Annotated in this window: 15 protein-coding genes; 6 read left to right on the top strand and 9 right to left on the bottom strand. The window is 66.9% G+C overall.

The window, feature by feature from the left end:
* Positions 1-2: 2 nt before the first annotated feature.
* The 7 genes from QE379_RS13910 to QE379_RS13880 form a co-directional block, all read right to left on the bottom strand.
* Positions 3-935, bottom strand: a complete 933-nt coding sequence (locus tag QE379_RS13910) for a hypothetical protein (RefSeq protein WP_307001343.1) — start codon at positions 933-935, stop codon at positions 3-5.
* Positions 936-1,209: 274 nt separating this feature from the next.
* Complete coding sequence (locus tag QE379_RS13905; protein WP_307001341.1) at positions 1,210-2,487, bottom strand: glycoside hydrolase family 130 protein; 1,278 nt, start codon at positions 2,485-2,487, stop codon at positions 1,210-1,212.
* Between the two features lie 142 nt (positions 2,488-2,629).
* A complete protein-coding gene (locus tag QE379_RS13900; protein WP_307001339.1) occupies positions 2,630-3,757 on the bottom strand; it encodes an acyltransferase family protein in 1,128 nt (375 codons plus the stop codon).
* Positions 3,754-6,036 (bottom strand): alpha-N-acetylglucosaminidase, encoded by a 2,283-nt coding sequence (locus QE379_RS13895; protein WP_307001337.1) that lies wholly within the window; start codon positions 6,034-6,036, stop codon positions 3,754-3,756. The genes QE379_RS13900 and QE379_RS13895 overlap by 4 nt, the downstream gene beginning before the upstream one ends.
* Before the next feature lie 82 nt (positions 6,037-6,118).
* Entirely contained in the window at positions 6,119-8,893 is a 2,775-nt protein-coding gene (locus tag QE379_RS13890) for a TonB-dependent receptor (protein ID WP_307001335.1), read from the bottom strand.
* A gap of 698 nt (positions 8,894-9,591) precedes the next feature.
* Positions 9,592-10,347, bottom strand: coding sequence for a FadR/GntR family transcriptional regulator (locus tag QE379_RS13885; RefSeq protein WP_307001333.1), 756 nt, complete (start codon positions 10,345-10,347; stop codon positions 9,592-9,594).
* Positions 10,348-10,409: 62 nt separating this feature from the next.
* Complete coding sequence (locus tag QE379_RS13880) at positions 10,410-11,918, bottom strand: glycerol-3-phosphate dehydrogenase (protein WP_307001331.1); 1,509 nt, start codon at positions 11,916-11,918, stop codon at positions 10,410-10,412.
* Between the two features lie 77 nt (positions 11,919-11,995).
* On the opposite strand from QE379_RS13880, the gene glpK reads away from it, so the two are divergent.
* The gene (gene glpK / locus QE379_RS13875) at positions 11,996-13,486 is read left to right on the top strand and encodes a glycerol kinase GlpK (RefSeq protein ID WP_307001329.1); all 1,491 of its coding nucleotides are present in this window, start codon (positions 11,996-11,998) and stop codon (positions 13,484-13,486) included.
* Positions 13,487-13,501: 15 nt separating this feature from the next.
* Here glpK and QE379_RS13870 read toward each other — a convergent pair whose 3' ends face one another.
* Positions 13,502-14,641 carry a PAS domain-containing sensor histidine kinase gene (locus QE379_RS13870; RefSeq protein WP_307001328.1) on the bottom strand — a complete coding sequence of 380 codons (1,140 nt, stop codon included), beginning with the start codon at positions 14,639-14,641 and terminating at the stop codon, positions 13,502-13,504.
* On the bottom strand, positions 14,631-15,947 hold the full coding sequence (locus QE379_RS13865; RefSeq protein ID WP_307001326.1) for a sigma-54 dependent transcriptional regulator: 1,317 nt from the start codon (positions 15,945-15,947) through the stop codon (positions 14,631-14,633). Before QE379_RS13865 ends, QE379_RS13870 begins: the two co-directional genes overlap by 11 nt.
* Positions 15,948-16,061: 114 nt before the next feature.
* Between QE379_RS13865 and QE379_RS13860 the strand changes: the two genes are divergently transcribed.
* The 5 genes from QE379_RS13860 to QE379_RS13840 are packed head-to-tail and all read left to right on the top strand — an operon-like array spanning position 16,062 to position 22,479.
* On the top strand, positions 16,062-17,294 hold the full coding sequence (locus QE379_RS13860; protein WP_307001324.1) for an efflux RND transporter periplasmic adaptor subunit: 1,233 nt from the start codon (positions 16,062-16,064) through the stop codon (positions 17,292-17,294).
* Positions 17,295-17,308: 14 nt separating this feature from the next.
* On the top strand, positions 17,309-17,986 hold the full coding sequence (locus QE379_RS13855) for an ABC transporter ATP-binding protein (protein ID WP_307001322.1): 678 nt from the start codon (positions 17,309-17,311) through the stop codon (positions 17,984-17,986).
* A gap of 15 nt (positions 17,987-18,001) precedes the next feature.
* Positions 18,002-18,757, top strand: a complete 756-nt coding sequence (locus tag QE379_RS13850; protein WP_307001320.1) for a GIN domain-containing protein — start codon at positions 18,002-18,004, stop codon at positions 18,755-18,757.
* 25 nt (positions 18,758-18,782) lie between these two features.
* A complete protein-coding gene (locus QE379_RS13845; RefSeq protein WP_307001315.1) occupies positions 18,783-21,206 on the top strand; it encodes an ABC transporter permease in 2,424 nt (807 codons plus the stop codon).
* Positions 21,199-22,479 carry a TolC family outer membrane protein gene (locus QE379_RS13840; protein WP_307001313.1) on the top strand — a complete coding sequence of 427 codons (1,281 nt, stop codon included), beginning with the start codon at positions 21,199-21,201 and terminating at the stop codon, positions 22,477-22,479. The genes QE379_RS13845 and QE379_RS13840 overlap by 8 nt, the downstream gene beginning before the upstream one ends.
* The last annotated feature ends 19 nt before the right edge of the window (positions 22,480-22,498 follow it).

Below are 22,498 nucleotides of genomic sequence, written 5' to 3'. Positions count from 1 at the left end.
TCCTATTTCCGGGCGAACTTGCCCGACGCCGCATCCTGCCTCAGCCGGGCGATCGCCTGCCTGGTCCGTTCGAGTGCGGCGTCCAGCTTGGCTTCGTCGCTCAACTGGTACGGCTTCTGTTCGATGAGCGAGCGCAGTCGGCCCTTCATGTCCGCCACATCCCATTCCCCGCTGCGGGGACGGGCCCGCTTGCCCGCCTTGATGCCGACACGGTGCAGGCCTTCCTTGATCGCGCCCTTGATGATGCGGAGCGAGGTGGAGCGTTTCGGCGCATAGACGTCGCGCACCGAATGGAACGTCATCGCCATGCCCAGCGACGCCGCCCAATCGCACCATTTGGAGGTTTCGAAGCCGGGTGCGATCCCCACCGCGATCCAGGGCGTGCGGAATGCGTCGGCGACGATCGCACCGTGCATGGCCTCGGTAATCAGGCCCTCCAGGCGGCCGATGCGCCGCACCGTTCCCTTCGCCTCGTCGCGCGGATTGATGAACTCCAGTCCGAGCTCCCTGGTCGTCTTTTCCCAGTCCCAGTGATCCAGGCTCCAGATATGCGGCATGAAGCCGATGCCCCGCCGGGGCCCCAGATCGGAGAATTCGGGAAAGTCGCGCAGCAGCATCGCCGGGTCGGTCAGGACGGTTTCCTGGCCCAGCCCCGAATAGGCGGCGGTCAGCGGCCCCCGGACGCCATAGATATGCCACTTGTCATCGAGATGAGGCGGACCGCCGGCCTTGCCGCCGCCGCTGCCGATCACGATCTTCTGGCTGTCGGCGGGCAACTGGTCGGTGAACCAGCGGCTGAATATCGTGCCCATGCCCAGCAGGATCGTCGAATCGTCATCGTCGAGCAGACCCGGCGCCACCTCGTCCCAGAACCACTCGTTCAGATCGTCGCCGAAGTTGCCGTGCGATCCGGGTCGTGAATATTCCAGCTTCATATCGGCCCCTTATGGTTGATGGCTTGGTCTTCAGCAGATGATGAACGGGCGTGCGGATTTCGGACGATGCGGTGTCCAACGTGAAACCCCGGAGCCTCTTGGCCTCTCGTCCTATGCCGTAAACCGCATTTGCGACGAATGGCCGCCTTGTCGCCGCTGAAAGCCGGATGCGCAAGGGCTTGGACCCGGTTCGGTCGCAACGACCGGGGCCCAGATGACCGATTCCGGGACTATGCGCGATCCGCCGGATCGTCCGCCGAAAGGGGTGGGGGATTCACTCCATGACCGACAACAGGTCGTCGACGCTGCCGGTCGCGAAGGCGGTATATTGGTCCCCGATCGCATAGGGCAGCAGGATGCGACGTTTGTGGAGCAGCGCGCCGCAGCTATAGGTGACGTTGGGGACATAGCCGCCCCGCTGCTCGGCGGAGGGTAAGAGCAGGGGCGAGTGGGTCCGGCCCAGCACCTTGGCCGGGTTGTCCTTGTCGAGCAGGCAGGCACCGACGCAATAGCCCCGGATCATGCCGACGCCGTGGGTGAAGACCAGCCAGCCCTCATCGATCTCGATCGGTGAGCCGCAATTGCCGATCTGCACGAACTCCCACGGATATTTGGGACCCATGATGCGCATCCCTTCGTCCCATATGTGCAGGTCGTCGGAATAGAGCAGCCACAGGTTCACATTGTCCTGCCGCCCGATCATCGCGAAGCGGTCGCCGATCCGGCGGGGGAACAGCGCCATGCCCTTATATTCCGCCAAGGCCCCGGCCAGGGCGCGCATTTCGAAGCGCTGCTGGTTGATCCCGCGCAACATCTCCGAACGGGCGATATTGCCGTCGAATGCCGTATAGGTGCCGATCAGGCTTTCCACCCCGTCATGGTCGGTGAAACGCACCAGCCGCAAATCCTCGACACCCTGGCGCTGGCTGGGCAGGATGGGGAAGATCACCGTCTCGGACACGTCCGCGCTGTCGTCGGCGAGCATCCGGACCCAGCCGCCCTCTTTGCTCTCGATCCGGGGCGGCACGCCTTGCGGGCTCGGCGGATCGACGACGAGGCCGGTGCCGCCATCCCAACTGCCGGTGCGAAAGGTGACCGAGGAGATATGCCCCTCACCGACGCCGCGCAGCGACAGGAGGAAGCGGATATCGTCGTCATCGGGGTTCTGGTCGGGCACGGTCACGATGCTGGGGTTGAACAGGGCGGCGGATTCGAACGCATATTCCTGGCTGAAATAGGCGCCGAGCAGCAGCCGGTCGCGCTTTTCCCCGATGGCGATATCGCCCAGATCGTCCTTCACCTCGTCGAAGCGGCGGAGAAAGACGCCGTCGACGTTGCGATGCCTTTTCTCCATCGCGGCTTGCAGCAGTTCCAGCATCCGGTCGCGCGTCTCCGCGTCCAGCGCCATGACGCGCCGCGCCACATCCTGCGCACGGGTCGGTTTGCGATCGAAGGCGGCCGGATAGCCGAAGCTGAACGGCCGAAGCACCGTGCGCGAGGGATCGGGTTTGAGTTCGACGTCCAGTTTCGTGAAGACATCTGCGGCATTCATCGGCTTTGCCTCTCGTTCGACGGTCCCTCGCCGACGATAAAGTCCTGCTGGTCGATTTGATCCTCCGCCGGTCGTGAAACGGGCGAGGGGCCGGCACGGGGGGAGCGAACCTTCTTCCTGGTCCGTTCCGCCCGCCGGTCGTTCAGACCTTGAGGATGATCCCGCGCCGGTCGAGCGCCCAGCCGAATGCGCAGCAGATCAACGTATAGGCGAGCGCGCAGAGCAGCGACCCGACCGGCCCCGTCGTGAATCCCTGAAACACCGTCTCGCCGACCCAGGTGTACAGGCCCGTATCGGGCCGGACATGGATCAGTTCCAGCGCGACGACCAGCAGTTCGGAGAAGAGATAGATGGCCAGCGGATTGCGCCCCAGCATCTGCAGGAAGGAGCGCCCGAAACGGACGCCGCGCACCTCGACCAGCCATAGCGCCACGCCCAGCAGGATCAGGTCGATCCCGACCGTCAGCGCGACGAACGACCCGGTCCACAGCTTCTTGCCGATCGGCAGCACGGGCGACAGCAGCAGCGCGACGATGACCAGCCCCGCCCCGATCGCCGCCAGCCGCCCGACCGTGGCCATGTGCTTGCCCCAACGCTGGATGGCGAGGCCGGTCAGATAGCCCGCGATCACATTGGCGGTGGCGGGCAGGGTACCGAGCAGTCCCTCGGGATCGAAGCCGTGATCCTTGGTATAGAGATGCGCCGGGCCGATCAGCCACAGATCGAACAAGGTGCCCGCGTTCCGGTATCGCCCGAACGCCTCGCCCGCCGGGCTGAGCCTGACCAGGATCGCCCAGTGCGCGAGGACGAGCCCGATCGCGACCCACAGCAAATGGCTCGGCCGCAGATAGCGCGCGCAGAGCGACCCCAGCAGATAGCAAAGCGCGATGCGTTGCAGCACGCCCGTCAGGCGCGTGTCGGCGAAGGGCTTGGCGACCCAGCTTCCGTCCGCCTGATGGGTGACGAAGGGAAACCAGTACATCAGCACGCCGAGCAGGAAGATCAGCGCGGCCCGCTTAGACACCCGGCGCAGGAAGACGTGCTCCGGCATCGGGCGGGTGAGCGCGAAGCTCATCGCGTTGCCGACCGCGAACAGGAAGGTCGGAAAGATCAGGTCGGCCAGTGTGAAACCGAACCATGGCGCATGCTGCAACTGGGTGAAGGCGCCGCCCGCGCCCGCCGTGTTGACGACGATCATCAGGAAGATGGTCGCGCCGCGAAACATGTCGAGCGAGGCGAAGCGCTCCGGCTTGGGCATGGTCGTCGTCACCGGTCGGTCTCCGTCATCAGGGCGCGGGCTTCGGCCACCGGATCGGCAGGCGCGCTGGCCTTATAGGGGCGGGGATCGGCGACCCACGCCTTTTCCCAGTCGAGCAGCTTCGCGGTGAAGGCGGCATCGTCGACGGGCCGCCTGGCCAGGGCGGCGGCGCGGGCCTCGGTCAGATAGCGGGTCCAGCGCGGCAGGTAATAGTGCGCATACATGCCCGTCCAGGCCTTGGACGCATAATCGCCCAGATGGCCGCGCCCGCCCCAGATCGTCACCTGCGCCTTGGCGTTCTGTTCATAGGCAGTCTTTTCAGCAGGGGTGTCGCCATAGGCTCGCGCATCGGCGATCCAACTGGCCAGGCTTTCCTGTTGCCCGCCGATCAGATGGTCGATGGCGAGTGCCAGCGCCTTGATCCGCACCGTCGCCCGGTCCCCGGCGGCGACGTCTCCCTTTTGATAGGCGGCGACGGCGGCCTTGACGCTGTCGTCCAGCGACAGGCTGGCGGCATGGCGGGTCAGGTCGACCAGATCGTAGCGGTAGAGTGGGCTCTGACTATAAGCGGGCGCGAGTTTCAGCATCGCCTCGATCCCGGCACGCAGTTTCGCGCGGTCGCCCGGTTCGGCGGGATAGGTCGGTGCGTCGGCGGCGGGGCGCTTGAAGAAGAGGTACGCGCCCGCCCGTTCGTTCCACCAGCGCGGGGTCCAGTAGCGCACGTCATAGGCGCCCGCGACCACATCCTGCCACGCCGCGACCATCGCCGGGTCGCTGCGGCCATAGCGCGCGGCGGCGTAACGGCTCAGCCAGGGGCCAAGCGCCATGTCGCCGCCCGGCCATGCGACGTCATAGGCATAGTCATAGACCAGGCTGTTGCTGTGCAGCCCTTCCGGGAACATGCCGAACCCGCGCACATTCCCGCGCGCCGGGTCGGTGAACAGCGCCGCCACGTCGCGGCGGTAGAAATCGGGCGCGCCATAGACCGGGTTGCTGCCGCCATAATTATGGACATAGCCATAGACCCAATTCTTGCCGTCGAAGCCCTTGGTGGTTTTCCAGATGCCGGGATAGCGGTCATTGCCGATGTCGAGGATCAGCATCTTCTCGTCGGGCACGTCTTTGAGGAAAGCGGCGATGGCGTCGGGCGTCCAGAATTTCTTGTCCGCGCCGAACAGCCAGCCCTGCATGACCCAGGTCGCCCCCGGCGCGGCGGCGGCGATCGCGGCATAAAGACGCTGGCCATAGGCGGCCAGCCGGGCGTCGCGAACCTCGCGGGGCAGTGCCGCCGCCTTGGTCGCGGCGTCGAGTGCGGGGGTGTTGGCGGTCGCATCGCCGTAAGAGGCATGGGCGGTATCACTGCCGTCCTCGGCAATCGGCGGCACCATCTCGTTGAAGGCATCGGCCAGATAATATCGCCCCGGCCCGTACTCGGCGGTGTAGAGTTCCAGGAACCGCCGGGCGAGCGGCGCGAAGAGCGGATCGGACGGGTCGAGCCAATAGGTCCCCTCGAACCCCTCCCAGGACCGCATCTTGTAGATGCGTGCTTTCGGATGCGCCTCGGCAAAGGCCTTGGGCACGTAACCGGCGAAGGCGGGCAGGATCGGGGTCATGCCCAGATCGCGCATCCGGGCGAGGATATGCTTTTGCAGGTCGTGCTTCTTGTCGATCCACCCGGTCGGCAGGGGCGCCCGATACCCCTCGATATTGCCCATGCGCTGCCACGGCAGGAAGGCGGGACCGGAGAAATGCCGCGCGATCTGCGCTTCGCTCAGGCCCTGTTCGCGCCATAGCTTGCGCCAGACATAATCCTGCCCCTCCATGGCGAGCGGCATGTCGACGCCGTGCACCGCCATGTCATCGATCTCCCGCACCCAGCGGGGCCAGCCCCACCAGGGCGTGGTATAGCCATAGGTGCAGGTGTTCAGATAGGCGCGAAAGCCGAAGGGCGAGGAGACCCAGCCGCTGTCCCGCGCGGCCAGCCCGGTCATCGGGCCGACGCGCCGGCCCTCCCAACTGATCGACAGCCGCCCCTCCGCCTGCAAGGTCGCGGCGACCCCGCGTATGGCGGCCACAGGCGAGGAGGCCTGGACGGTCAGGCGATCATGATCCACCCGCACCCGGTAACGGGGGGTAGGGGAGGACTGGATCGTCACCGCCACCTGCCGTTCCGGCACGCCCAGCCTTTGCAGCGCCGCCCGGGCGGCCTGACCGCCATCCGCCTGCGCATGGGCGACGGACGCGGTGAGAAACAGGGTGCCGATCAGGCCCAGCGCTTTGGAAGAGGTCATCACGGACAGCATTGTCCCCGGCAAATGTCGAAAAGGGAAGGGCGGACCGGCCCGCACGGCGGTCCGCCCTTCAGTGGGGAGGTCAGAACCTCGTCGAGGCCGAGAGGTAGAAGGTGCGACCCGTCCGGCTGGCCAACTGGAAGGTGTCGGCATTGGTCTGATAGGCATCCTCATGGGTGTTGTTGAGGTTGATGATGCCCGCCGTGAAGCTGAGATAGCTCAGTGGATTGAAGCCCAGCGCCAGGTCCATCTGGGTGCGCGGACGGACCACATGGGTCAGGCCGCCATTGACGAAGAAGCTCGACGCCGCGTCCTGGACATAGGAGCTGCGGTGATTGACCGACAGCCGCACGCTGAACATCTCGTTTTCCCAATAGGGCGTCAGGTTCCAGGTCAGCTTGGACAGGTCGCGCAGGTTGAAGCCGGTGCCGATCGCGCTGGCATCGGTATCGACCACGGTGACGTTGCCGACCGCGCCGAAGCCCTTGACCGGCAGGATGGCATCGAAATTCTGCGAGGCCGAGAATTCCACGCCCTTGATATGGATGACCCGGTCGTCGTTGAGCACCCGGCTGAAGCTGTAATCGGTCTTCAGGTCCGCCGACTGGCAATCGCTGACCACGCCGTTCAGCGCCACCCCGTCGAACGAGCCGGGGCAGTAGAATTGCGTGAAGGTGCCGTTCTTCACCGCCTTGTAGAAGCCCGCGACGCTGATCGAATTGCCCTTGCCGTGGTAGAATTCCAGGCTGAGATCCAACTGGTTGGCGGTCAGCGGCTTCAGGCGGCTCTCGCCTTGCGCGACGGAGACGCTGGGGCGCAGGCTGGTGGTGACGCGGGTGATGGTGTCGGCCATCTGCGTCTGGCTGTTGAGCAGCGGGCGGACCAGCACCTTGGCGGCGGCGATGCGGGCGACCAGGCGCGGCGTCAGGTCCAGTGCGAAGCTGGCGCTGGGCAGGACGTTGCCATAATCCTGCACGACATGCTGCTGGCCGAGCAGCGTCGCGTTGCTGTCGGTGCCGTTGGTCAGGCTGCTGGTGACGTTCTGGTGGGTGTGCTCGTAGCGGACGCCGACATTGCCGCGCACCGGCAGGTTGAAGAGCGTGCCGTCGATATTCGCCATCGCATAGACCGCCGGAATGTAACGGTCGACGCGATAGGTGTTGGGCCAGTCGGGCGTGTCGGGCACACTGATCCCCTTGTCGCGCAGGATCTGCTGCCACAGCGGCGCATTGACCGACAGGAAGCTGCCCGGGATCGCCATCGATCCGCCCAGGAAGTCGTTCACCAGCACGCCGGTCTTCGACAGGTCGGGAATCCAGGCGAATTCGGGATAGGTCACGGGATCGCTGACATCGGCGTCGCGGTCGTGGCGATAGGCCTTGGTGTCGAAGCTCTCATGGTGATATTTCGCGCCGAAGACCAGCGCCTTGATCCCGTGGAAGTCGAGATCCTGGGTCAGGTCGGTCTGGATCGCGCGGTCACGCGCCGACTGGATATGCGTCGCGCCGTCGACAAAGGCGTACCAGGTGCGGTTCGCCATATTGTAGATCGATCCGTCGGTCAGGCTGGCGGTGTTCCACTTGACGTTGAACGGATCGGAAATGTCGAGCGTGCCGCCGTTCGCGAAGCGGACCTCGTCGATCGTCGCCCATTCGTACAGCTTGGCGTCACCCTGGGTATAATGGCCGATCGCCTTGATATGCGTGGTATCGGTCGGGCTCCAGTTGACGGTGCCGGTATAGGCCTGGGTCTGGAGTTTGCGCAGTTCGGGCTGGTCGTTGTTGTCGACGTTGAAGTTGCTGATCGAAATCTTGTCGGCGACGCCGTTGGCGGTGCTGTTGACCGTCACCGCCGAGGCCGCCCAGCGGCCGAAGACCATCTGGCGCGTATCGTAACGGGTGTGGTCACGCGAATATTCACCTTGCAGCAGGACCTCGAAATTGTCCTGCGGCTTCCACTGGATCGCGCCGCTGCCCATCAGTTGCTCGGTATCGCGGTCGATCCGGCGGTAGCGGAGATTGCCGGGCACCTGCGCATCGGGGGCGCCCGCCACCGCGCCCGGCTGATACCAGTTCTTGATGAACAGATAGTCGCCGCGATCCTTCAGCTTCTGATAGCCGACATCCAGCATGACGCCGATCGTGTCGTTGGCGAAGCGCTTGATATAGGCGGCATTGACCTTGGGCGTGACGCCGCCGCGATAGTCGGAATGATAGGCCTTCACCCCCGCGATGAAGCTGGGGCCCTTATAGGCGAGCGGCTTGACCGTATCGATGTTGACGGTGCCCGCCAGGCCGCCCGTGTCCATGTCGGCGGTCGGCGACTTGATGACTTGGATCGCGCTCGCCAGATCGGTCTGGATGATGTCGTAGCGGAAGCCGTCCTTGAAGTCGGCGCTGGCGAAGGTCTGGCCGTTGATCGTGGTGCGCGCATATTGCGGGCCCAGGCCACGGATGCTGATCGTCGAGCCGCGCCCGTTGATGTTGGACATCTGGACACCCGCGATCCGCTGGATCGCCTCGGTCACGTTCTGGGCGGGAAACTTGCCGATATCCTCCGACGAGATGCCGTCGGTGATGCGGATGTCGTTGCGCTTGGCGGCCAGCGCGGAGGCGATGCTCTGGCGATAGCCGGTGACGGTAATCTCGCTCTGGCTGGCGTCGCCCGCCGTATCGACCTGCGGCGTCGCCTGTCCGGTATCGGCGGTAACGGTGGCGGCGGTCGTGGCGGCGGCAGTCTGCGCCAGGGCTGGCGTCGCGATCATCGCCGAGGCCATCCAGGCCGCCGTAAACGCCGTCGTCTGAAGCAACCGCTTGCGCCGGAGACGCGACACGTCCTTGCGCGGTGAGATCGTCATGCTCATTCCCTCCCTCTGATCCCGACGCGAAGCAGATCGCGCCGGGCTTCCCCGAGACTTTTGTGGATAGGGCGTGCGTGACCGTCGGGCAGGCAGGGGCCGTCATCGACCGGAACGCGGTGGCGTTCGCGGATCGGGATGGGCCGTCACTTCTGCTGCGTCAGGACGCGGAACCCTTCCGAAGTCCATCGCTGCGCCCGCCGCCCGACCTATGGGTCATGTGCGCCGATCGCGGTCGAAAGACCGAAAGTTTCTTCCTGCATCACGGTGTTGTTATCTTATGGTCTTATCGGTGACATGGAATGGTCATGCATGTCAACGGGGCGACAATCGGTTTCGCCACAAAATTGGTCGGGACAATGCGCACCCCGATTTTATCGTTTTTGTTCAATGGGATGATGAATGTGAAGATTTTTTCATGGTAGCGCTATACGCCCGAAAGTCCTGATGATGACCCATCCCACGTAATTGTTTGCCATCCTATCGGAACCACGACCAATGCTGAGTCTCAATTGGTATTGCTACTATTGGTTCGGCCAATTGGGCTGTGCGGCTGATCGCGTCGTCGTGGCGATATGGCGGCTCGCGGGCGTCCGACGTCGCGAGCGAATCGCCACGCCATGGGGCGACACCCGCTCGCCCCAACAAGCCGGATCGATGGAGGGTGCGTGTCCTTCGGCTTCGGTCAAGCCGGCGGATCAGATTTTCAGATGCGCGGTTCGATCGCGCTTCGCCGCGAGCGCCTGTCTCACTTCGGCGACCGCGCGGGCTTCGCTGGCGATCAGCAGGCCTTCGAGCGCCGCCGTCAGATGCCGTTGCATCGCAGCACGCGCGGCCAGCGAGTTCCGCGCCCGCAGCGCTTCCAGAATGGCGGCGTGATGCTCGACGATGGGACGCACGTCGATGGCGCGCACCTTGGCATCGAGCAAAGCGCTTTCCGCCGATCGTTCCCGCTGTTCCCACAGCCGGTCGATCGTTTCCAGAATGGCGCTGTTCCGGGTGACCCGCGCGATCAGCGTGTGGAAGGCGCGGTCGGCCCGAAAAGCGCCACCGACCTCGTTATTCTCCTTCTCGATCGCGTCGACCAGCGCGGCAAGTTCGTCCAGTTCGGCATCGGTGATCTGCGACGCGGCGAGTGCTGCCGATTCGGGTTCGAACAACAGGCGCGCCTCGGCGACTTCCATGGCGGACACGTCAAAATCGGGGGTTTCGCCTTGGCCGGGCAGGGCGACGACATGCGCGCCGGAACCGATGCGGACTTCGATAAAACCCTGTACCTCCAACGCGATCAGCGCTTCCCGGATGACCGGACGGCTGACGTCGAAGCGCGCCGCCAGCTCGCGCTCGGCGGGCATGCGCGTCCCGACCGGATAGCGGCCTTCGACCAGTTCGGCGATCAGCGTGCGGGCCAGTTCCCGGTAGAGGCGGTCCTGCGTCGTGGGTGTATTGTCCATCACGACCATTATTGGCGGCGTCGACGCATATCGGTCAAGCATTTGCGTCGGACAGAGCGAGCCTATCCGGCGGTGAGATACTCCGTCAGGCACTCGACCGTGCCATGTGGAACATGCAGGCCCAGCTTGCTTCGGCGATAGAGAATGTCCTCCGCCGTCCGCGCCCATTCGACGCGGACCAGATAATCGACTTCTGCGCCATATAGGCCGCCGCCCAGATCGGGCCCCAGGTCCGCCACGGTCTGCGCCGTACCCAGCAGGTCGGCGACCCGCGTCCCATAGGCGCGCGCCAGCCGTCGCAAAAGGCCGGGCGGCAGGACGGGACATTTAGCCTGTAGCTCACTGAGGAAATGCTCGAAATCCGCATCCGCCATGTCGCCGCCGGGCAGGGCCGCCCCCGCCGTCCAGTCGCCGCCCGCTTGGCGCAGGAAGGGGGCGAGTTCGGACAGCGCATGTTCGGCCAGCTTGCGATAGGTAGTGATCTTGCCGCCGAATATGTTGAGCATCGGCGCATGATCCTCACCCGCCGGACCGATATCGAGGTCGAGGACATAGTCGCGCGTCACGGCCGAGGCGTCGGCGGCGTGATCGTCGTAGAGCGGGCGGATACCGGCATAGCTCCACACGATGTCCGCCTCGCCGGTCTTCACGGTGAAATAGCGGTTGATGGTGTCGAGCAGATAGGTGGTTTCGCCCGCGCTGATCGATGCCTTGGCCGGAGCCTCGGTCCAGGGCTGGTCGGTGGTGCCGACCAGCGTGAAGCGGCCCTCATAGGGGATGGCGAAGACGATCCGCCGATCGTCATTCTGGAGCATGAAGGCATGTTCGCCGTCATAGAGGCGCGGCACGACGATATGGCTGCCTTTGACCAGCCGCACGCCGCGATCCCTTCGCGTACCGTGCGTCCGCCCGATCACATCGACGACCCAGGGGCCCGATGCGTTGACCAGGATGCGGGCCCGAACCGTGCGGAGGCCGCCTTCTCCCTCGATCGTCGCGATCCAGCCGCCACCCTCTCGCCGTGCCTCGATCAGGCGGGTTCGGGTCTCGATCCTTGCGCCATGCTCCGCCGCGTCGAGCGCGTTGAGGACGACCAGGCGGCTGTCCTCGACCCAGCAGTCCGAATAGACGAACGCCTTGCCGGTCCGCGCGGAAAGTCCGGTGCCCAGCGGCGACCGGTCGAGCCGGATCGTCCGTGTTCCCGGCAGACGAACCCGGCCGCCCAGATGATCGTAGAGGAACAGCCCCAGGCGGACCATCCAGGCAGGGCGCGGCGAGCGGTTCTGCGGCAGGACGAAGGACAGCGGCCAGATGATGTGCGGGGCGATCGCCAACAGCCTTTCGCGCTCGATCAGCGCCTCTCGCACCAGGCGGAACTCACCATATTCCAGATAGCGCAGCCCGCCATGGATCAGCTTGGTCGAGGCGGAGGAGGTGTGGCTGGCCAGATCCTCCTGCTCGACCAGCAGGACGGACAGGCCGCGCCCGGCGGCATCGCGGGCGATCCCGGACCCGTTGATCCCGCCGCCGACGATCAGCAGATCGACCGTCTCTTCGCTCTGGTCCGCCATGCCGCCTGTCCCTATCCTTTACGGCGGCAAGGCTACACCATGCCGGGCATAAGCGAAAACGACAGGAGGGGTCAGCGATGGCGTCGCATATTCTGGTTATCGATCAGGGGACGACCTCCACCCGCAGCATCGTCTTCGACCGCACGGCACGTCGCGTCGCCATCGCCCAGACCGAATTCGCGCAGCATTATCCCGAACGCGGCTGGGTCGAGCATGACCCGGAGGACATATGGCGCGACGTGCTCGCCACCGCGCGCCGGGCCATCGCCGAAAGCGGCGTCGGGGCCGCCGGGATAGCCGCGATCGGCATCACCAACCAGCGGGAGACGGTCCTGGTCTGGGACCGGGCCACGGGCGCGCCGATCCACCGGGCGATCGTCTGGCAGGATCGGCGCGGCACCGCTCTTTGCCAGACCCTCAAGGCCGATGGGGCGGAGGAACTGGTGCGCGAGCGGACCGGGTTGCTGATCGATCCCTATTTCTCCGCGACCAAGCTCGCCTGGCTGCTCGACCATGTCGATGGCGCGCGCGAACGAGCGGAGCGGGGCGAACTGGCCTTTGGGACGATCGACAGCTTCCTGCTCTGGCGGCTGACCGGCGGGGCGGTGCACGCGACCGACGCGACCAATGCCAGCCGGACGATGCTGTTCGACATTCATCGCGGCGAATGGGACGCAGACCTCTGCCGCCTGTTGCGCGTGCCCATGGCGATGCTGCCGCAGGTCCATGACAATGCGCATGTCCATGGCACCACCGTGCCCGACCTGCTGGATGCGGCGATCCCGATTGCGGGGATGGCGGGGGATCAGCAGGCGGCGTTGTTCGGACAGGCCTGTTTCCGGCATGGCATGGCCAAGTCCACCTACGGCACCGGCTGTTTCCTGCTGCTCAATACGGGCGAGACGGCGGTCGCCTCGCGCCACCGGCTGCTGACCACGCCCGCCTATCGGCTGAACGGCGTGACGACCTATGCGCTGGAGGGATCGATCTTCGTCGCGGGCGCGGCGGTGAAGTGGCTGCGCGACGGGCTGGGCGTCATCACCCATGCCAGCCAGACCGACGATCTGGCGACCCAGGTGCCCGACAGCCACGGCGTCTATATGGTCCCCGCATTCGTCGGCATGGGAGCGCCCTATTGGCAGCCGGATGCGCGCGGTGCGATCTATGGCCTGACGCTGGGGGCCAGCGCGGCGCATCTGGCGCGTGCGGCGCTGGAGTCCGTCGCTTATCAGACGATGGACCTGGTCGCGGCGATGAAGGCCGATGCGGGCGAGGGCCCCGCGATCCTGCGCGTCGATGGCGGGATGGCCGCGAACGACTGGCTCTGCGGTTTCCTCGCCAACATGATCGACACGCCGGTGGAGCGCCCCGCCGATCTGGAGACGACCGCGCGTGGGGCGGCCTTTCACGCCGGGCTGGCGATCGGGCTGTGGTCGGGGCTGGGCGAATTGGAGCGGCTCTGGTCGCGCGAGCGATGTTTCGAGCCCGCAATGACCGAGCAGGCGCGCGCGCCCTTGGTGGCGGGATGGCGCGATGCGGTGGCGCGGACGCTCGCCCCTGCTGTGTGAACCGGCCCCGGCCCGTCAGGCCGCCGGGATCGTCATCTCGAAGGTCGTCTCGGCGATGGGCAGCAGCGTCAGGTCGCCGCCATGCGCCCTGGCGATCCGGCGGGCGAGGGTCAGGCCGATGCCCGATCCCTCGGGCTTGGTGGTGTGGAAGGGGCGGAAGATGCGGGCTCGTTCGGGCGCTGCGACACCGCCCCCGCTATCGGCCACGCTGACCCGGAAGCTTTTGCCATCCCCCTGGAAGGAGAGGGTGACCCTGGGCGCGACCGCCCCCTCCAGCGCGGCCTCCGCCGCGTTCTGGAGCAGGGCCCAGACCGCCTGGGTCATCTGATCCCGGTCGCAAGTGCCGATGATGCCCGGTGGCACGCGGATCGACAGGGCGACGCGCCCCTCGAAGCGTTCGGCGAACAGGCGTCCCAAATCCTCCGCCAATATGACGGGAAGCAGCGGCGTGCGCACCGGCATCGGCAGGCGGGCGAGCGTCCGATAGGCGCGGGTGAAGCGCTCCAGCCCCTCGATCCGCCGCGCCAGCGTCGCCAATATGCCTGGCAGCCGTCGGTCGGACCGCTCCGCCGCGACCAGGGCGCTGTCCGCCAGCGAGACGATCGGTGACAATCCGTTGAGCAGTTCGTGGCCGAGGATATCGATCATCTCGTTATCCGCATGGGCCTCCGCCGCGCGCCGCTCCACCTCGATATCGATCAGGATCACCAGCGCCTGCTCGCTGCTCGCGACCCGCTCGATGCGCCAGCTTCGCCCTTCGTGGCGCAACCGGCTCTCCCGGGGATCGAGCAGCGCGGGCGGGGTCGGGGTCAGCCGATCGTCGGTCGCGAACAGGGTGCGGCTGGCCCGGTTGATCGCCCGCGCCCGCCCGCGATCGATGCGCAGCAGGGGCAGGGGGATCTGGTCGACCAGCGCGGCCAGCGGCGGGCGATCGTCGGTGGTCCGCACGGCTTCGGACGATCCGGGCGAAGCGGGCCGCCGCGCGATCGTCCAGCACGCCGCCAGGATCGCCCAGACGGAGCACAGGCTCAGCCCCAGCACCGACGCGAACATGCCGTTCTGCCATGCCAGCACCAGCAGCGCCCCGCTGCCGGTCAGCGCCAGCGCGGTGAGCGCGGTCGCGATCATCCGGGCATGGGCCCGATCAAAGCCCATGTCGTGCCATCCGTCGATACAGCGCACCCCGGCTGAGCCCCAGCGCATGCGCCGCCTGGGTGACATTGTGATGATGCTCGACCAGCGCGGCCTCGATCATCGTCCGCTCGGTTTCATCCAGGTCGAAGCTCACCCGGCCCGGAGCGGCGGCCGAAGCGATGGGCGCGGCGGGGGCGAGCAGCGCCGCCTCGATCACGCCGTCATCGCCGAGCAGCAACGCCCGCTCGATCGCGGCGGCCAGCCCTCGGGCTTCGTCGGGCCAATGCGCGGTGGCGAACAGCGCCTCGGCGGCGGGGGTGAAGCGGGGCAGGGGGCGGCCATGCCGCTCCGCCGCGACCCGCGCGAAATGGCGGGCGAGGACGGGGATGTCGGCGCGTCGCTGGTCGAGCGAGGGGGCGGCGATCTCCACCGTCGCGATCCGCCGGGCGAGCCCGGGGGTGATGGCGCGGGCATCGTCGGCGATGGCGATGAAGCGATCCGCCGCCGACAGCCGGTCGAGCAGCCGCGCCTGTCCGATCGCATCGAGTTGATCCGGGTGGCGCAGCAGCCAAGTCGCGCCATTGCCGCTCCCGTCCAGCCGTTCCCAGGCCAGCGGGTCGCGCAGGTCGATCCGCGTCATGGGTCGATCCGCCCCCGCCGATGCGGCGTGGATCGCGGCGGCGATCAGGCTGCGTCCCGCGCCCGATGGCCCGGTAACGACCACCCCGGCCATGGTCGGGGCGATCCGGCGGATCATCGTGCGGACATGCTCGATCGCGGCACTGTCGCCCAGCAGGCGGACGGGATCGGCGGCGGGGGACGGGGCGTCGGCGATATGGGCCTGGTCCGCTGGCGCCGGGCGTCGCCGGACCGCGACCTCGATCTTGGCGATCAGTTCGGCATTGCGCCACGGCTTCATCACGAAGTCGCGCGCGCCCGCCTGCATCGCGGTGACGGCCAGCCGGATGCCGCTATGCGCCGTGATGACGATGATGCAGGCGGCGGGATCGTCCGCCAGCAGCCGGGCAAGCATGGTCAGCCCTTCGCCGCCATCGGTGCGACCGGCGGCATAGTTCAGGTCGAGCAGGATCGCATCGTATCGGCGCGCCGCCAGCCGCGAGAAACCCTCTTCCGGCCCGTTCGCCACGTCCAGCCTGTGCCCGGCCAGATCGATCGCGATGGCCAGCGATTCGGCGATGCGCGGATTGTCGTCGATGAGCAGGATCGAAAGCGGGCTTGACCCGTCTTCTGACCGTCCATTTGTGGACGGTGCGTTCGGTCCCGAACGGTCCGATTCGGCGGCGGTGGAGGAAAGTGGCGGTTTCATAGTGCTTTAGGTTTTTCGGCCGTCCTGGGTGACATTGATCCCATGATGACCGAACACAGCACAGGCGCAAACACTTCCGCTGCCGGGGACGGCGGACCGGCTCCGGGGGCGGCGATGGATCGCCGTATCGCGCGCAAGGCGACGCCCTGGTGGCGGCGCAAGCCGGTGATGATCGCGGCGCTGGTGATCGTGGCGGCAGCGCTGATCTGGCGCTTCCTGCCGGCCGCCGGTTCCACCGACATCGCCTCCGCCAATATCGAGACGGGGGAGGTCACGCGCGCCGCCTTCGACGATTACCTGCCGGTGCGCGCCACCGTCACCCCGCGCGTGACGACGCTGGTCGGCGTGCTGTCGGGCGGGCAGGTCGAGAAGCTGCTGGCGCAGGACGGCCAGATGGTGACCGAGGGACAGCCGCTCGCCACCCTGGCCAACCCGCAACTCAAGCTCGACGTGCTGACCCGTGAGGCGCAGATCGCCAGCCAGCTGGGCGGCGTGGCGAGCGAAGGGCTGGGGATCGAGCGCAACAAGCTCGACCGGGCGGGCCAGGTCGCGCAGGCCGAATATGATCTCATCAAGGCGCGCCGCGACCTGGGCATTCGCCGTCAGCTTCACGACCAGGGATTCCTGTCGGATGCGGGCGTGAAGAGTTTCGAGGAAGAGGCGGCTTATCAGGAGAAGCGCCTCGCCCAGTTGAAGTCGGGCCGCGCGACCGAGGCGCGGATCACCGCGACCCAGGCCGCCCGCCTGTCCGACACCCAGACGCGGTTGTCGGGCAATATGGCGGCGGTGCGCGCGGGGCTCGAAGGGCTGACCATTCGCGCGCCGTCCGGCGGTCGGCTGACCAACTTCGTCATCCAGCCGGGGCAGACGCTGAAGCCCGGCGATCCGGCGGGACAGGTCGACAGCGAAGGCTCGTGGAAGCTGGTCGCGCAGGTCGACGAATATTATCTGGGCCGCGTCGCGGTGGGGCAGAGGGCGACGACCTCGGACGGCGCGAAGCTGACCGTGTCGAAGGTGCTGCCCGCCGTGAAGGACGGGCGGTTCCAGGTGGAGCTGACCTTCGACCGTGCGCCTCAGGGCCTCAATCGCGGGCAGACCATCGATATCCGCATCACCCTGGGCGCTGCGAGCCGTGCGGTGGTGGCGCCGGTCGGCGGCTGGCTGGAAGCAGGCGGCAGTTCGGCCTTCGTGCTCGATGCCGACGGGGCCCATGCCCGCCGCCGGGCCGTCCGCATCGGGCGCCGCAACCCCGAACAGGTCGAGATCCTGTCCGGCCTCAATCCCGGCGAACGCATCGTCATCAGCAACACCTCGTCCGTGAAGGGCGACATATTGAACATCCGATAAGGGGGACCTGCATCATGATCCGACTGGAAAATATTCAGCGCCGCTACGTCTCCGACGAGGTCGAGACGACCGCGCTCCACGATATCGACCTGCATGTCGCGCAAGGAGAATTCCTGGCCATCATGGGCCCCTCGGGCTGCGGCAAGTCGACCTTGCTCAACACCCTGGGCACGGTCGATCGGCCGACCGGCGGGCGGTACATGTTCGGCGACCGCGACCTGGCAGCGATGGACGAGAAGGAACTGGCCAAGTTCCGTGCCGAGACGCTGGGCTTTGTCTTCCAGAGCTTCAACCTGATCGACGAACTGACCATCGAGGAGAATGTGGCGCTGGGCTTGGCCTATCGCCGCGATGTCGGTGACCGACGCGGCCGGGTGGCGGCGGCGATGGACAAGGTCGGCATCGCCCACCGCGCCCGTCACTTCCCGCACCAGCTTTCGGGCGGTCAGCAGCAGCGCGCCGCCATCGCCCGCGCCATCGTCGGCGATCCCAAGCTGATCCTGGCGGACGAGCCGACCGGCAACCTCGACACTGCCAATGGCGAGCAGGTGATGAACATCCTGACCGGCCTGAACGAAGCGGGCGCGACCATCGTAATGGTGACCCACTCGCCCAGCCATGCCGACCTCGCCAAGCGGCGCATCGACATGCTCGACGGCCGCATCGTCGCCAGCGCCATGCGCGCGATCTGACAAGGGGAATTCGTGATGAAGATGATGTCCGCCATCGCCCTTCTGTCGCTCGCCGCCGTCGCGGCGTCGGCGCAGGAAGGCACGCAGGTCTCGCGGGGTTTCGACATGCGCGGCTTCGACCGCATCGAACTGGGCGGGTGCGATATCGTCACCGTGGCGCTGGGATCGGCCTATGCCGTGACGGCGCGGGGGCGTGCCGCCAATATCGACAATCTGCGCATCGATACCAATGGCTCGACCCTGCGTATCCGTCGCCGGAATGATAGCTGCAACGGCCATGACCGGCGCGTGGCGATCGCGGTCACCCTTCCGGCGCTGAAGGCCGTGGACGTGAGCGGCGCGGCGGAAATGAACCTGCCCGCGCTCGACCACCCCGTCTTCGCGCTCAATGCGAGCGGGGCGGGCGTGGTCCGCCTGCCCGCCCTGCGAAGCGATGCGGCCAGCTTCGGTCTGTCGGGGGCGAGCGTGGTGACGGTCCGCAGCCTCCAGGCCGAGCGGGCGAGCCTCGGCACCTCGGGGGCCAGCGTCCTCCGCGTCGAAGGCTCCGTACGTCGGCTTACCATCGACAGCAGCGGGGCCAGCGATGTGGATGCCCGCGGCTTGTCCGCGCCCGACGTGACGATCGGTGCGAGCGGAACGGCCAAGGTCCGCACCGGAAGCGCGCAACGGGCGCAGGTCGGCGCAAGTGGCATGGCGAACGTCTCCGTCGCGGGCGATCCGCAGTGCACCGTCTCCAAGAGCGGGCTCGCCCGCATCGCCTGCGGCCAATGACCGCTTCGTCCGGGGGAACGCAACCATGAACCGCTTCGCGCTTCTGTCGCTCTATCGCTCGCTTGTGCGCCACAAGCTGTTCGCCGCGCTCAATATCGGGGGGCTGGCGGTGGGCATCGCCGTCTTCCTGGTGCTGGGCCTCTATGTCCGGTTCGAAACCAGCTATGAGAAATGGCTGCCGGAGTATCGGAAGATCTATGTCGTCCAGACGATATGGAACATGCCGGAAAGCCCGTTCAACGGGCCCAGCAATTGGACGATGGGCGGTCTGCTCGATCAGTTGCGAGAAGATTTCCCCGGCGTGGTGGGCACGCGTATCCGAACCGGCGGAACGGTGGTCCAGGGGCGTGTCGCGACGAGTGAGGACGTCGTCCGCGTCGATCCCGACTTCTTTCGCGTGTTCGATCTCCCGCTGGTTCGCGGTTCTCGGGACGCCTTGCGCGCGCCGACCAATGTGCTGATCAGCGAGAAGATGGCGCGGAAATATTTCGGAGGGGCCGATCCTGTCGGACGGTCCATCACGATCGCCATGGATGATGTTGCCAGCTACCGGGTCGCGGGCGTCTTCAAGGATCTGCCCGACAATAGCGAACTCAAGATCACGATCCTTCTACCGCTGCCCCGCACGCCACCCGCCTATGCCGCGAAGTGGTGGAATCACTGGGGCAGTACGTCCCTCCAGACCTTCCTGCGGTTCGACACGCCGCAAGCGGCGAGCGCCTTTACCGGAAAGATGCCGGGGTTCACCGATCGTCGGGCCCTGGCCGACATGGGCAAGGATGCCTCCAAATCGGTGAGCATCGGTGTCATGCCGATCGAGAAGATGCACCTCGAACCCGAGGGGCAGGCAAGCGCCAGCCGCAAGCTGACCATGGTGACCTTGGGGCTGGTCGGTATCCTGACACTGGTCATCGCGATCGTGAACTATGTGAACCTGGCCACCGCCCGATCCGGTCTGCGGGCGCGTGAAGTCGCGATGCGCAAGGTGCTGGGTGCCAGCCGCTCCGCCCTGATCGCGCAATTCCTGGGCGAAGCGATCCTGACCGTCGCGATCGCGGCGCTGGGCGGCTTGATCCTGGCCGAGATCGCTTTGCCGCTGGTCAATTCGGCTGGAGGATTGCGTCTTGCCATCCCCTATCTCGTCGTCGTCCCAGCCCTGACCGTGCTGGCCCTGATCGTGGGATGCTTGGCGGGTGTCTATCCGGCGGTCCTGCTGTCCCGCTTTCCGGCGGCCAGCGTGCTGGCGTCGGCGCGCGCGCCCGGCGGTGGTCGTGCGGGCACTCGCGTGCGCGAGGCGCTGGTCGTCTTTCAATTCGGCCTTGCCATCGCCTTCATGATCGGAACGCTGATATTGGTCGCACAGACCCGCCATGTCCGGTCGACGGACCTCGGCTTCCGTCGAGACGGGTTGCTCGTCGTGCAATCCATCGGCGACTCCATGGTGGATGCGCCCCGTCGGCGGGCCGTGCTGGAGGCCATTCGACGGCTGCCGGGCGTGACCAGTGCCACCTTGGGCGATAGTGCGGTCGGTGGCAGTGGGCAGAACAATGCCGACAACGTACCGCTGCCCGGCGTCCCCGGAGATGGTCCATCATTGCGTCGGATCGGAACCGGACCGGACTTCTTCAAGACATATGGAACGCGGCTGATCGCAGGACGCTTCTTTGACGACCAGCATCGCGGCGACGATGTGTTGCAGTCGGCGAAGGGCCAGCCCAACAATATCATCATCAACCGCCGCGCCCTTTCGACCCTGCGCTTCACCACGCCGGAGGACGCGGTCGGCAAGACGGTAGGCGGGGACAGGCCGCGCACGATCATCGGCGTGGTGGACGATATGCGCTTCTTTTCGCCGCGTGCGCCCAATGATGCGACCTACTACACCTATTATGGCAAGCCCGAGGACAATCTCGGCGGCTCGGCGGCGACGATCCGCTTCCAGGGCGATCCACGGGCGATGACGGCGGCGGTGCGCCATCTGTGGCAGCAGATGGTCCCGAACGTGCCCTTCGACGCCGCCACGGCGGAGAAGAAGCTGGAGGAGTTCTACGAAGCCGATGACCGGGCAACGCGCCTGTTCGGTATCGGGGCGGGGCTCGCCGTTCTGATCGGCTGTGTCGGGCTCTGGGGCCTGGCCTCCTTCAACACGGCGCGGCGGACCAAGGAGATCGGCATCCGCAAGACCCTCGGGGCGTCCGCGACGGACATCGTCAAGCTGCTGGTCGGACAGTTCCTGCGGCCCGTGCTGATCGCCAATCTGGTCGCCTGGCCGCTCGCCTTCGTGGCGATGCGGACGTGGCTGGCGGGGTTCGAGGATCGCATTACCCTGTCGCCCTTCTACTTCGCGGCGGCCACGGCGGTGGCGCTGACCGTCGCAGTGCTGACCGTGCTGGGCCAGTCGCTCAAGGCCAGTCGTGCCGCTCCCGCCTGGGCGTTGCGTCATGATTAAGCGGGGTAGATGGTTGCTGATCGGGGTGGCGTTGATCGCGGTCACCCCGGCCTCAGCGGAGACGTTGCGCGACGCGATCGCGGCGGCGTGGGACGGCAATCCCGAACTCGCCGCCGCCCGTGCCCGGCAGGATGCGCTGGCCGAAACCCCCAGCCAGGCCCGGGCGGCGGGTCGGCTGACCGCAGAGGCGACTGGCAATGCGGGCTATGACCGGCTCGGCTACGATCAGACGGGCGTGCGCACCGGCGCGAGCAGCGCGCTGGGCGGCCTATCGGCGACGCTGCCGATCTGGACCGGCGGGCGCGTTTCCTCGGCGGTGCGGGCGGCGAACGGCGATGTCGCGGCGGGCGGGGAGGCCCTGCGCGATGCCGAGGCCGATGTGCTGGAGCGCGTCGTCGCGGCCTATGCCGATCTGCTCTACACCCAGCAGGCGGTCGAGGTGGCGCGGGTCGGGATCGAGCGGCTCGACAGCCAGGTGGCCGAGGCCCGCTCGCGTTACGGCCTGGGTCAGGCGACCAAGACCGACGTCGCCCAGCTGGAGGCACAGCGGGCGAGCGTCGTGTCGAACCTGGTCGATGCGGAGGGTGAAGCCGCGACGGCGGCGGCGGCCTATCGGGCGGTGGTCGGTCGGGATGCGGGGACGCTGGAGGCCAGCATCGCGCCGCCCTCCGCCCTGCCGCGCAGCCTGGCCGATGCGCGGGAGGCGGCGGAAACCAGCAATCCGGTTCTGCTGGCGCAGCAACGCCGTGTCGATGCGGCGACCGCGCGGATCGATCAGGCGCGGGCGGAACGCGCCCCCGCGCTCGATCTGGCGGGCAGCTATGGACGCGGCGTGCAATGGGTGGGGGGCAATGCCACCGGCTTCGACAGTGCGGCCAATGCCGGGCTGTCGCTGCGGGTGCCGCTGCTGACCGGGGGGCTGGTCGCGTCGCGGGTGCGTCAGGCCGAGGCGCTGCGCCGGGCCGAGCGGTTCGATGTCGATACCGCCTCGCGCGCGGTCGTGCGCGCGGCGGATACCGCCTGGGCCTCGCTGACCGCCGCCGAGGGGCGGCTGAAGGCCAGTGCGGACGGGTTGAAGGCGGCGGACCTGGCGCTCAAGGGCGTGCGGGCGGAATATGGCTTCGGCCTGCGCTCGACCATCGACATTCTGGTCGCGGACCAAAGCTATCGCTCCGCTCAACTCGCAGTGGCGCGGGCTCAGGTCGATGTGTTGACCGCGCAGGCCGCACTTCTGCGGGCGACGGGCCGGATGGGGCGGGGGGCGTTCGACTGAGCGGCGGGGATGCTCCTCC

Source organism: Sphingomonas sp. SORGH_AS_0879 (assembly GCF_030819175.1).
Lineage (GTDB): Bacteria > Pseudomonadota > Alphaproteobacteria > Sphingomonadales > Sphingomonadaceae > Sphingomonas.
This window is presented reverse-complemented; position numbering and strand designations above follow the sequence as displayed.